The organism is Butyrivibrio proteoclasticus P6B7, assembly GCF_000622085.1.
Classification (GTDB): domain Bacteria; phylum Bacillota; class Clostridia; order Lachnospirales; family Lachnospiraceae; genus Butyrivibrio; species Butyrivibrio proteoclasticus_A.
On record NZ_JHWL01000003.1, the window covers coordinates 187066 to 200346 of the forward strand.

General features: G+C 42.3%; 8 protein-coding genes, 3 tRNA genes and 1 other annotated feature. Of the genes, 8 read left to right on the plus strand and 3 right to left on the minus strand.

Translation table 11 applies throughout. The features are described from left to right. Positions 1–12 precede the first annotated feature (12 nt). From T541_RS0104045 to T541_RS18780, 4 genes are all read left to right on the plus strand, one after another. On the plus strand, positions 13–1665 hold the full coding sequence (locus T541_RS0104045; protein WP_026651474.1) for a DUF5722 domain-containing protein: 1653 nt from the start codon (positions 13–15) through the stop codon (positions 1663–1665). Positions 1666–1833: 168 nt separating this feature from the next. After that, positions 1834–3108: an AAA family ATPase gene (locus T541_RS18775; protein ID WP_081779853.1), complete on the plus strand. Its 1275-nt coding sequence runs from the start codon at positions 1834–1836 to the stop codon at positions 3106–3108. A gap of 44 nt (positions 3109–3152) precedes the next feature. After that, positions 3153–3226, plus strand: a tRNA-Pro gene (locus T541_RS0104055). A gap of 130 nt (positions 3227–3356) precedes the next feature. Beyond that, positions 3357–4880, plus strand: a complete 1524-nt coding sequence (locus tag T541_RS18780; RefSeq protein WP_034465970.1) for a Na+/H+ antiporter NhaC family protein — start codon at positions 3357–3359, stop codon at positions 4878–4880. Positions 4881–4937: 57 nt separating this feature from the next. On the opposite strand, the gene T541_RS0104065 is transcribed toward T541_RS18780, so the two are convergent. Together T541_RS0104065 and T541_RS0104070 are read right to left on the minus strand one after the other, a co-directional pair. Next, positions 4938–5010: transfer RNA gene (locus tag T541_RS0104065), tRNA-Gly, on the minus strand. 42 nt (positions 5011–5052) lie between these two features. Continuing rightward, positions 5053–5125: transfer RNA gene (locus T541_RS0104070), tRNA-Gly, on the minus strand. Between the two features lie 118 nt (positions 5126–5243). On the opposite strand from T541_RS0104070, the gene T541_RS0104075 reads away from it, so the two are divergent. From T541_RS0104075 to T541_RS0104090, 3 genes are all read left to right on the plus strand, one after another. Continuing rightward, positions 5244–6527 carry a class I SAM-dependent rRNA methyltransferase gene (locus tag T541_RS0104075; protein ID WP_026651475.1) on the plus strand — a complete coding sequence of 428 codons (1284 nt, stop codon included), beginning with the start codon at positions 5244–5246 and terminating at the stop codon, positions 6525–6527. 253 nt (positions 6528–6780) lie between these two features. Continuing rightward, a complete protein-coding gene (locus T541_RS0104085; RefSeq protein ID WP_026651476.1) occupies positions 6781–7251 on the plus strand; it encodes a GAF domain-containing protein in 471 nt (156 codons plus the stop codon). Between the two features lie 70 nt (positions 7252–7321). After that, positions 7322–8407: a threonine aldolase family protein gene (locus tag T541_RS0104090; protein WP_026651477.1), complete on the plus strand. Its 1086-nt coding sequence runs from the start codon at positions 7322–7324 to the stop codon at positions 8405–8407. Positions 8408–8462: 55 nt separating this feature from the next. Here T541_RS0104090 and T541_RS0104095 read toward each other — a convergent pair whose 3' ends face one another. Then, on the minus strand, positions 8463–9191 hold the full coding sequence (locus T541_RS0104095) for an ion transporter (RefSeq protein ID WP_051538083.1): 729 nt from the start codon (positions 9189–9191) through the stop codon (positions 8463–8465). Positions 9192–9671: 480 nt separating this feature from the next. Further along, positions 9672–9913 (plus strand) — a binding site (T-box leader). A 41-nt stretch (positions 9914–9954) separates the two neighbouring features. On the opposite strand from T541_RS0104095, the gene ileS reads away from it, so the two are divergent. Beyond that, positions 9955–13152, plus strand: a complete 3198-nt coding sequence (gene ileS / locus T541_RS0104105; RefSeq protein WP_026651479.1) for an isoleucine--tRNA ligase — start codon at positions 9955–9957, stop codon at positions 13150–13152. Positions 13153–13281 lie beyond the last annotated feature (129 nt).

Consider the following 13281-nt stretch of genomic DNA (forward strand, 5'->3'; position numbering starts at 1 on the left):
TGGAGGATTGTTGTGAAAAAGAGATTAGGTTTCAAAAAGGTTATGGGCGCAGTAATGGCCGCTTTAACAGTGGTTTGCGCAGCTGGAAGCTACACCTATGTTAAGCATGATGGCCTTAATGTGGTAGAGGCAGCAGGTAGACCAGTATCTATCGATTCATGCGTTATTTCCGGGGGCAGCGTAGTTGTAAATGTTTCTGCAAGTTCTTTGCCTGGTTCAGATGATGGCAAATATTACTTGTACGCTGATGAGGTATACCAGGATGGAACAACAGGTAAGGTGGTTGCTACTACACAGAGAGCTGGTAGCGCATCCTTTACTTTTGATCTTGGTTACAATACATCAGAATCAGTTCTTAGTAAAAAATTCCTTGTAGCAGTTAAGAGTGGCGGTTCAATGGTTCAGGTAAGTGATGAGCACTATATCACTAACCCAGAGGCTATTGCGTCTAAGACAGTTGCAAGAAATGATCATGGTATCAAGGGAATTCTTCCTAACGATGCTAACGCAGACACCTTTAAGGATCTTGGTGTTAAGCAGATGGTCTACAACCTTTACATGGGTGATATCGTAGGACCTTCATCTGATGGAAACACTACAGAGTTTAACTACAACGGTGTTACATATCAGTTCAACACAGCAGCACTTGCTCAGTATGATGGATTCGTAAGATGGTGCTCTATCAATGGATTCCAGCTTACACTTACAATTCTTAACAACAAGACAGAAGCTGGCGCAGATCTTATTCATCCTCTTTCAAGAGATTCACATGTTTGCCCTGGCTATGCAATGAACACTAAGGAAGATGGCGGTACACAGCACCTTAAGGCTATCGCAGCATTCCTTGCTCAGAGATATTCTGGTGGAAGCTTTGGTACAGTTGATAACTGGGTTATCGGTAACGAAGTTAATGCCAGAACAGAGTGGTACTACATGAACTCAACTAACCTTGAGCTCAACGTTAACGAGTATGTTAAGGCCTTCAGAATTTTCTACAACGAGATCAAGGGCGTTAACGCCAATGCAAGAGTATTCAACTCCATCGATCAGGAGTGGAACAGAAAGTCTAACCCAGGATGCTTCCTTGCTAAGGAATATCTTGATAGATTCAACTACTACATGAACCGTGAAGGTAATGTTGACTGGTCACTTTCAGTTCACCCATACAATGCACCACTGTTTGATCCATATGCATGGAAGCAGCAGTCACAGTATGTAAGCACATCACTTACTACACCTTACATTACAATCGAGAATATATATCTTTTAACAGATTATATGTGCCAGGCTTCATTCCTCAATCCTGCTGGTCAGGTAAGAGCAATCTCACTTTCTGAGATCGGTTATACATCAAGCTTTGGTGAGGAGTACCAGGCAGCATCAATTGCATATGCATTCACAATGGCACAGAATAACCCATATATCACAAGCTTCATTCTCTTTAGAGAGACAGATGATGCTCATGAGATGGAAAGCCATATTGCACAGGGACTTAAGAATCTTGATGGTTCCAAGAAGCAGTCCTACGATGTTTACAAGTACATTGATACTAACCAGGCTGGTACTTACAAGTCTAAGTATTCACAAGTAATTGGTTATGATATCGATTCTCTTGTAACTAACAGAACATTCCTTACAAGAAACGGATGGTTCCTCGACGACTGATGGTTGTCAGATGACCGCTGATGGCGGATTAACTTAAGATAATTATAATTTTGGCGACATGTCCTTTTAGGATATGTCGCCTTGTGTTAATATGGATAAGTAGCGTGCGAAATGTGGAAAACGCACCTAAATTTCAGTATATATGTGGATAAGGTATTATTGGGAATTATGAGTAATTCAAGGGAAAAAGAATTAGAAACACTTAACAAGATTACAAATATGCAGAAGGACCTTCTTGGAAGTCTTTATAGTGATTTCTTTTCAAGTACTCCTACATCATCAGGAGATACCAAGAAGGATGAAGCAATACAGAAGGAAATCGACAGAGCCTTCGAAGAGGGCAATGACTTTAACCTCAATTTAGATGACACTGAAAAAGAGATGGATAAGGTTCTGGAAGAGGTTTCTGAGACAGAAGAAAAAGAGAAATTTTCTTCAGGAGATCCAGTTAAGGATGCCAATGAAGCTCTTAAGGAGGCGAAAGCTCTTTTTGCAGCTGATAAGAACCTTCCTCAGGAGGAAGAGAAAAGTGATGAGCCAGAAGAGGATCCAATGGAGACCCTTGATAAGCTCATTGGCCTTGATACAATTAAGTCTGACGTAAAAGAGCTTACAGCTTTTGTTAAGGTTCAGAAGGCCAGAAAGGAACAGGGACTTAAGTCAGTTCCAGTATCACTTCACCTTGTGTTTACAGGTAATCCTGGAACAGGTAAGACCACTGTTGCCAGAATCATAGCTAAGATTTACAAGCAGATCGGAGTTCTTTCTAAGGGCCAGCTGGTGGAAGTAGACAGATCAGGTCTTGTAGCTGGTTATGTTGGACAGACTGCAATTAAGACTCAGGAGCAGATCGCCAAGGCTAAGGGCGGAGTTCTTTTTATTGATGAGGCCTATGCCCTTTCACAGAAGGACGATCCATTTGGTCAGGAAGCTATTGATACAATCCTTAAGGCTATGGAGGATAACCGTGATGACTTTGTGGTTATCGTTGCCGGATACACAGAGCCTATGGAGAAATTCATTGACAGTAACCCTGGTCTTAAGTCCAGATTCAACAAGTACATTGAATTCCCTGATTACAGCATCGACGATCTTGAGAAAATCTTCTACATGAACTGTGATAAGTACGATTACAAGGTTGATGAGGAGGTTAAGCACCAGATAAGAGCTCTTATCAATGCCAAGAGACTTGAGCACATCGATAACTTTGCTAACGCAAGAGAGGTTCGTAATCTCTTTGAGGAGATCATTACTAACCAGGCAAGACGAGTATCAACCATGGAGAATCCATCAAGTGATGATATGATGGCCATCGTTCTTGAGGACCTTAAGGATGAGGTAAAAGCGGATACAACTGAGAATAAGACAGAAGAAACTGAGGAAAAAGAAGTAGTAGAGAATCAGCAGGAATCCTCAGAAGTTGCAGAAAATACAGCGGATTGATATAATCGTTAATGCTTGCTAATTCGGTAGGCATTAACTTATTTCGAGGCGTGGCTCAGTTTGGTAGAGCGCCGCGTTCGGGACGCGGAGGCCGCAGGTTCGAATCCTGTCGCCTCGATTGATATCATAGGGACTGACTTAAGAATATTCTTAAGTCAGTTTTTTTTTTCCCATTTTTTGTTGACAACAAATAATAATTCGTAAAATAATAAGACTAGCTTTATCACTTTAACGCGGAGGAGAATTGTATGTTTATCGAAACTTTCTGGTCCTTAGTTCCTGCAATTATCGCTATTGTGCTGGCTCTCATCACAAAAGAAGTTTATTCCTCACTTTTTATCGGTATTATAGTGGGCGGAGCATTGTACTCTGGCTTTAGTTTTACGGGAACAATTCAGCATGTATTTGTAGACGGTATGGTTGCTCAGCTCTCTGATCCATGGAACGTGGGAATCCTGATTTTCCTTGTTGTTCTTGGAACTATGGTAATGCTTATGAACAGAGCTGGTGGTTCAGCTGCCTTTGGTAAATGGGCTGTAACCCATGTTAAGACCAAGACTGGAGCACAGGTTGCCACAGTTATTCTTGGTATGCTTATCTTCATTGATGACTATTTTAACTGCCTTACAGTTGGATCTGTTATGCGTCCTGTTACTGATAAACACAAGATCTCCAGAGAAAAGCTGGCTTATCTTATTGATGCAACCGCTGCTCCTATCTGTATCATTGCACCAATTTCTTCCTGGGCAGCAGCTGTTACCGGCTTCGTGGATGGAGTAAATGGCCTTACTCTTTTTGTAAGGGCTATTCCTTATAATTTCTACGCTCTCCTTACTATTGTCATGATGTTCGGCCTTACCTACATGAAATTCGACTACGGCCCAATGAAGCAGGCTGAGAAGCATATTAAGGTAAAAGATATCATGCAGAACTTTGGAGAAGGTGAAGGACTTCTTGGTGCCAGCGATCAGCCTAATCCTCCAGTATCTATAAAGGGTAAGGTTATGCACCTTATTTTCCCTATAGTTTCCCTTATTATCTGCTGCGTAATCGGAATGATCTATACAGGCGGATTCTTTGAGGGCGAAAGCTTTGTAGATGCATTTTCTGGATCAGATGCTTCCGTTGGACTTGTATATGGCTCTGTAGCAGCTCTTGTGCTTACAATAGTATTCTTTAAGCTCACGGGAGTACTTGGCTTTAGAGAGTGCATGAATTCAATTCCTGAGGGCTTTAAGAGTATGGTTCCTGCGGTACTTGTTCTTACCTTTGCATGGACTCTTAAGTCAATGACAGATTCTCTTGGAGCTGCCACTTATGTAGCAGGTATCTTTGGAAACTTTGCTGATAATAGCGCTTTAATGAGTTTTCTTCCTGCACTGGTATTTATAATTGCTACTTTCCTTGCCTTTGCTACAGGAACTTCATGGGGAACCTTTGGTATTCTCATTCCTATAGTTGTTAATGTATTTGGATCAAATATGAATAATGAGCTTATGATCATTGCAATCTCAGCTTGTATGGCTGGTGCTGTATGTGGAGATCACTGTTCACCTATTTCTGATACAACTATCATGGCCAGTGCCGGAGCTCAGTGCGATCACATTAAACACGTTTCAACTCAGCTTCCATACGCTATGACTGCTGCAATTGTATCCTTTGTAGCATACATCGTTTCAGGATTCGTGAGAAACTGGGCGGTTTGTCTTGCGGTAGGAATTGTGATGATGGTGGGAACACTGTTTGTGATAAGAAATGTAAGTAAAGATTGATAAAAGAAAATTGAAGAACAAAGAAAAACCTCAGGCACATGTCTGAGGTTTTTTTAGAGCGATAGACGGGGCTCGAACCCGCGGTCTCGACCTTGGCAAGGTCGCGCGTTACCAACTACGCCACTATCGCGTTTATTAAGTTAACAAACAAAAGATATCTTTTAGTTTGAAGAGCGATAGACGGGGCTCGAACCCGCGGTCTCGACCTTGGCAAGGTCGCGCGTTACCAACTACGCCACTATCGCATTTGTTTGTCGAAGTAATTGCGACAACGAATTGATTTTAGACTAAATCTGTTGTATTGTCAACATGTAATTATAAAAAAATCTGCATTAATTTAAAAATCTTAGGAAAAGGGAAAACATGGAGAACAACAAGATAGTAGTTTCTGAAGCGGTAGTAATGATCAAAAGAGGCGAAGGCCGTGAGTTTAAGGCAGGCGGAGCCTGGATATATGATAATGAGGTAGCAAGTGTTAAGGGCTCTTTTGAAAATGGAGATGTGGTAGAAGTTCACGACTTCGATGACTATTTCCTTGGCTATGGAGTGATCAACACTAATTCCAAGATAAGAGTCAGAATGATGTCTCGTAAGAAGGATCACCCAGTAAATGAAGAGCTCATTAAGACAAGGGTTAAGGCAGCCTGGGAATACAGAAAGGCTGTCATGGCTGAATATGTCGATAGATTTCTTTTGTCTGATGGATGCAAGGATATGGGTGAGGCTTATACTAAGCTTTCTTGCAGACTTGTGTTTGGAGAGGCTGATTTCCTTCCAGGAATCACAATTGATAAGTTTGCTGATGTGCTTGTAATCGAGTCTCTGGCTCTTGGAACAGACAGAATGAAGGATATTATTCTTGGTGCTTGCAAGGATGTATTTAAGGAGGACGGCGTTACTATCCGCGGAATTTATGAGCGTAGCGATGCCAAGGTCCGTGAACTTGAAGGACTTGAGAGAACTAAGGGCTTTATCGGTGAAGAGTTTGATACCAAGGTTCTTATTGAAGAGAACGGTATCAAGTACTTTGTAGATGTTGAAAATGGGCAGAAGACAGGATTCTTCCTTGATCAGAAGTTTAACAGACAGTCAATCAGAGGCCTTTGCAAGGGTAAGAAGGTTCTGGACTGCTTTACTCATACAGGTTCTTTTGCTCTTAACGCGGCAGCAGGCGGAGCGTCATCAGTTCTTGGTGTTGATGCTTCTGACCTTGGATGCGAACAGGCAAGAGAGAATGCTGGACTTAACGGAGTACAGGACAGAGTAAGTTTCCAGTGCGCCGATGTATTTGAGCTTCTTCCTGAGCTTGAGAGAAAGGGAGAGAAGTTCGACGTAGTAATCCTTGATCCTCCAGCATTTACCAAGTCACGTGCTTCTATCAAGAAGGCTACAACAGGATATAAAGAGATCAATATGCGTGGAATGAAGCTGGTTAAGGATGGCGGTTATCTTGCAACCTGCTCCTGCTCACACTTCATGGACGAAGAGCTTTTCCTTAAGACTATAAAAGAGGCAGCAAGGGACGCCCACAAGAGACTTCGCCAGATCGAGTTCAGACAGCAGGCCGCTGATCACCCTATTCTTGTAGGCGGAGCAGCATCTTACTACCTTAAGTTCGTGATCTATCAGGTGGTTGACGAAATGTAATCTGTGACGGACTATAGATACAGGCGTGCAAATACGTGAATTATAGATACTTAGTATGGGAGAATTATTGATGTCTTTTGTTTGTGCATCCCTTTTGGGAAACTTGAAGATGCCTGCGGGCTTCGGACTAATGCTCTTAGGCTTCATTGTTATTATGATTGCTCAAAAGAAAAATGGAAAATAATTGTGCACAAGGTAATTTAATGCTAGAATAATTGATACTTGGAAACAGATTATTAGAGGAGTATCGATTATGACAGATTATAAGCTACTGACACAGCAGATCAAAGCGCTGGCTGAGGATGAACCATCTTTTATTCCGGTTTTTTCCAATGCTTCAGCGCTTTTATTTGAGAATTTAGAGGACCTTAACTGGGCTGGATTCTATGTGATGGACAAGGGATCGCTTTTACTTGGACCATTCCAGGGAAAGGTTGCCTGCATCAGAATTCCGCTTGGAAAGGGCGTTTGCGGAACTGCAGCTGGAGAAGATAGGACAATGCTTGTACCAAATGTCCATGAGTTTGCAGGACATATCGCCTGTGACGGTGCATCAAACTCTGAGATCGTAGTGCCTATCCACAGAGATGGCAAGGTTGTTGCGGTTCTTGATATTGATAGCCCAAGCCTTAACAGATTTTCTGAAGAAGATAAAGAGGGTCTTGAGGGATTTGTAAAGGCTCTTGAAGAGGTCCTTGATTACGCTGCGGTCTCTTTCGAATAAATTTATAAACGGTTTATCGATTGTTTACAATCGAATTTTGCAAGAAAAAAATTTTGTGAGGATAAAGGGTATGGAAGGCAGAATTTCTTTTTCCAGTGATTACACGAAAGGCGCTCACCCAAGGCTTTTAGAGAGACTTCAGGAGACAAATTTCGAGCAGATCGTGGGATATGGTACAGACGAATATTGCAAGAGCGCTGCAGATAAAATCAAGACAGCTTGCAATAAAAAAGATGCGGATGTGTTCTTTTTGGTGGGTGGAACCCAGACTAATCAGACCATTATCGACATGCTCCTTGAACCCTACGAGGGCGTGGTTGCCGCGCAGACAGGACATGTGGCAGCCCATGAGGCAGGAGCCATCGAGTTTTCCGGACACAAGGTCCTGACACTTCCAAGCTTTGACGAGGTTCCTAACACAGAGAATGGCAAAAGAGCTGTCTATTCTGACCAGGTGGGTAAGATTAATGCATCAGACCTTAAAAAGCTCATCGAAGATTTTTATGCTGATGATAATCACGAGCATATGGTTTTCCCTGGAGCTGTGTACATTTCTCATCCTACAGAGTATGGAACACTTTATTCCAAGGCAGAGCTTGAAGAGATCTCGGGAGTCTGCAAGGAGTTCAAGATTCCTTTGTTCCTTGACGGAGCAAGGCTTGGTTACGGTCTTATGAGCAAAAGAACTGACGTGACCCTTGAAGACATTGCAAATCTTGTAGACGTTTTTTATATAGGCGGAACTAAGGTGGGAGCTCTTTTTGGAGAGGCTGTTGTATTTCCAAATGGCGTACCAACAAAGCATCCGGTGCCTATAATCAAGCAGCACGGCGCACTTCTTGCTAAGGGTTGGCTCTTGGGACTTCAGTTTGATACGTTATTTACAGACAATCTGTATATGGATATCAGCAGAAATGCCATTGAGATGGCTGAGCTCTTAAGAGAAGGCCTTAAGGAGAAGGGATATCAGCTTTACATCGATTCTCCAACCAATCAGCAGTTCATTACTATGGAGGATGACAAGCTGGCAGAACTGTCCAAGCATGTTGGCTATGGCTTCTGGGAGAAGGCTGATGACAGTCATACGGTTATAAGACTTGCCACGGATTGGGCAACCACAAGAGAAGATATTGAGACCTTAATGAAATACCTTTAAATCTAATAAAGCCCCATTACATCACTATCTGGTGTAATGGGGCTATTATTGTGGTTTATAGCTCGTATTTTGATTTCTTTCTACTGATCTCTGCCATGTATGCAGCTGTAATGATACCTGTTGGGAGAGCAATGACTGCTACGCCAACAAGGGCGGAGATCATGGTTATAAAGCGGCCTACCGAAGTGGTTGGGGAAATGTCTCCGTAACCTATGGTTGTAATGGAGATTGTGGCCCAGTATAGCGCGTCAAAGAAGTTGGTAAAAAGATCTGGCTCTAGCTGGAATATGAGCATTGCGGATACAAAGATATAGAGCGTGATCAATATAAGTACAGCCATAAGCTGCTTCTTTACTTTACGCAGGACGTTGGCTATGACAACCATGGTCTTGGAGTAGCGCACAAGCTTTAGAACACGGAATATTCTAAAGAGTCTGAACAGGCCAATGGTTGATGATACCGGGGTAAAAAGATATATTGCTGGAACCAGTGAAAGAAAATCAAAAATAGCAAGAGGAGTAAAGAGGTAAGCAATATAGGCTTTGACACTCTTGTAACCCATCTTATAATCGGCAGTGTAAATTCTGGCAATGTAGTCGATAAGAAAGATTATCGTTGTGAGAATCTCAATCCAGAAGGTATATTTATTATCGGCCTTTAGAGTCAAAGGAATCATGCCAACAATGACAGTTGTGGTCATGAGAACATCATAGGCTCTGCTGGAGGCATCACCTATGCTGGAGACTTCTATGACTTCGTAAGTTCTTTTTTTAAAATCACTCATAACTTATCCTCTCATGAGATAATCAGAAATTACCAGAAACAAAGGCTGCTAAGCCTAGAATGGCCATAACGATGCTCAGAATTCTGCATAAGAGAACAAAAACAAAGGTTTGTTTTGATTTGTTGCTATGATATACGCCTACGTCGCTTATATAGACATCTTTGTTGGGATTCTTTTTCGTCGCCATAATAGAACCTCTTTGTGTCGATACAATGTTACTATATTATCATTATATCAAACATGCCATAATAAATAAAAATAATAAGCCACAAGTTTCTTTCCCTGAATAGCCAATATAACTGAAAAAGACTATAATGTTTGTGTATCGTAAATTTGCTCGCGCAGCCTGTGTTTACAAGGCACTGGAAGAAAAGTGATAGATATTGTGTACATAGAATCCTCGACTACTATATGTGGTCGGGGATTTTTTTATTCTTGCAATAACAAATAATTCATAGTAGAATGTTCGTTAATATGATATAAAAAGCTGTGACGAAGACAGTAGGTAGCATATGAAGCCTTCAGAGAGCCGGCGGTTGGTGCGAGCTGGTGCAAGTAATAGCTATACGAAAATCACTTCCGAGCTGCAGGATCGAAACTATTAGTAGATTCTTGCCGTGAATCCTGGCGTTAACGGGAAGCGTATTCAACCAAGGTTTTTGCTTTGGCGCGTATGTGTAAACAGGTGGTATAACGAGAGTAAATTTTACCTCGTCCTTTTTACAAAGGACGAGGTTTTTTAATGCAAGAAAGGAGCTTCACAATGTATAACAAAGTCGATACTGATATGAATTTTGTCGGCAGAGAAAAGAAGATTGAAGAATTCTGGAAAAAAGAAGACATCTTCCAGAAGAGTGTTGATACCCGTAGCAAGGGTGAAATGTATATGTTCTATGATGGCCCTCCAACAGCTAATGGTAAGCCACATATTGGACACGTTCTTACTCGTGCCATCAAGGATATGATTCCTAGATACCGCACAATGAAGGGCTATACAGTTCCTCGTAAGGCTGGTTGGGATACACACGGTCTTCCTGTTGAGCTTGAAGTTGAGAAGATGCTTGGTCTTGACGGCAAGGAGCAGATCGAAGAATACGGAATGGAGCCTTTCATCAAGAAGTGTAAGGAATCTGTTTGGAAATATAAGGGAATGTGGGAAGACTTCTCTGGCACAGTTGGTTTCTGGGCTGATATGGAGCACCCATACATCACTTATGATGACAACTTCATCGAGTCTGAGTGGTGGGCTCTTAATGAAATCTGGAAGAAGGGCCTTCTTTACAAGGGCTTTAAGGTAGTTCCTTACTGCCCACGCTGTGGTACACCTCTTTCATCACACGAGGTAGCACAGGGCTATAAGACATTAAAGGAGCGTTCAGCTCTTGTTCGTTTCAAGGTTAAGGATGAGGATGCATATTTCCTTGCATGGACAACAACACCTTGGACACTTCCTTCTAACATTGGTCTTTGCGTAAACCCTGATGAGAAGTACATCAAGGTTAAGGCTGTTGATGGAAATGTATATTATCTCGCTGCAGCACTTGCAGACAACGTACTCGGCACATTACTTGACAAGGAAGATAAGGATAAGCCAGCATACGAGGTTCTTGAGACATTCGTTGGAACAGATCTTGAGTACAAAGAGTATGAGCCACTTTACCAGTGTGCAGCTGACGAAGCTGAGAAGCAGCACAAGAAGTGCTTCTTTATCTACTGTGATACATACGTAACTATGACAGATGGTACAGGTATCGTACATATCGCTCCTGCATTCGGTGAAGACGACGCAAGAGTTGGTCGTAAGTATGACGCTCCACTTGTACAGATGGTAGATTCAGAAGGTAAGCTTAAGCCAGAGACTCCTTTTGCTGGCATGAGATGTAAGCCAACACAGAAGGAAATGGATGAGGGCGCTATCAGTGCAGATCCAGAGGTTCTTAAGGACCTTGATAAGAGAGGCCTTCTCTTTGGCGCACCTAAGATGGAGCATGATTATCCACACTGCTGGAGATGTGGAACACCACTTATCTACTATGCTCGTTCATCTTGGTTCATTAAGGTTACTGAGGTTAAGGAAGACCTTATCCGCAATAATAAAGAGATCAACTGGGTTCCAGAGTCAATCGGTAAGGGACGTTTCGGAGACTGGCTTGAGAACATTCAGGACTGGGGTATTTCCCGTGACAGATATTGGGGAACACCACTTAATATCTGGGAGTGCGATGACTGTGGTCACCAGCTTTCTGTAGGATCAAGAAAAGAGCTTGCTGAGCTTTCAGGAGATCCATCAGCTGAGACCTGCGAGCTTCACAGACCATACATTGATCAGTTTGAGATCACATGTCCTAAGTGCGGTAAGAAGATGCACAGAGTAAAAGAGGTTATTGACTGCTGGTTCGATTCAGGAGCAATGCCATTTGCTCAGCTTCACTACCCATTTGAGAATAAGGAGCTCTTTGAGAAGCAGTTCCCTGCTGAGTTTATCTCAGAGGCTGTAGACCAGACACGTGGATGGTTCTACTCACTTCACGCAGAGGCAACACTTCTTTTCAACAAGCCTGCATTCAAGAACGTTATCGTTCTTGGCCTTGTTCAGGATGAGAATGGACAGAAGATGAGTAAGTCAAAGGGTAACGCAGTAGATCCTTTCGACGCTCTTGAAAAATATGGTGCAGATGCTATCAGATGGTACTTCTACACTAACTCAGCACCTTGGCTTCCAAGCCGTTTCTCAGGTGATGCAGTTATGGAAGGACAGCGTAAGTTCCTTGGAACACTTTGGAACACATATGCATTCTTCACACTTTACGCTAACATCGATGGATTTGATGCAGCTAACTACAAGCTTGAGCTTGATAAGCTCACAGTTATGGATAAATGGCTTCTTAGTAAGCTCAACAGCTGCGTGAAGGCAGTTGATGAGAACCTTGCTAATTACAGAATTCCTGAGGCTGGTAAGGCACTTGATAACTTCGTTGACGAGATGTCTAACTGGTATGTACGTAGATCACGTGAGAGATTCTGGGCTAAGGGAATGGAGCAGGATAAGATTTCTGCTTACATGACACTTTATACAGCTCTTGTAACTGTATGTAAGGCAGCAGCTCCTATGGTTCCATTCATGACTGAGGAGATTTATCAGAACCTTGTTCGCAACAGCTTCAAGGATGCTCCAGAGTCAATTCACCTCTGCGACTTCCCTGCAGTAGATGAGAGCCTCATCGATACTAAGCTTGAGAAGGACATGGAAGAAGTTCTTGATATCGTTGTTCTTGGACGTGCAGCCAGAAACGCAGCTAACATCAAGAACCGTCAGCCAATCGGCCAGATGTATGTAAAGGCTGAGCAGACTGTAGGTGAGTTCTACACTGAGATCATCAGAGATGAGCTTAACGTTAAGAACGTAGCATTCACAGATGACGTTCGCGACTTTACAAGCTATACATTTAAGCCACAGCTTAAGACTCTTGGACCTAAATATGGTAAGAACATCGGAGCAATCAAGAATTACCTTGAGGGTCTTGATGGAAATGCTACTATGGACGAGCTTAATACAAACGGTTCAATCAAGTTCACAGTTAACGATGTGGATGTAGAGCTTGTTAAGGAAGACCTCCTTATCGAGATGGCTCAGAAAGAGGGCTTCGTATCTCAGGAGAACTGGGGAATCACAGTTGTTCTTGATACAAACCTTTCAGAAGAGCTTGTAAGAGAAGGATTTGTTCTTGAAGTAATCTCTAAGGTTCAGACAATGCGTAAGGATTCTGGATTTGAGGTTATGGATCACATCAAGGTTTCTCTTAACGGTAACGACAAGCTTGCTGAGATCGTTAAGGCTAATGCTGACAGCATCTCAACAAAGGTTCTTGCTAACGAGATCGTTTATGGCTCTGATGTAGCTAATGCTAAGGAGTGGGATATCAACGGCGAGAAGGTTACAATCGGTGTTGAGAGAGTTTGATAGAACGAAAGCCATTTAATACTGATATTTAACGAAAGCTACAGTGCATAGAATTTAAATCCTGTGCATTGTAGCTTTTTTATAATGGATGTGATATTTTATAACGTGGACGATTGTGAAATTTAGTGG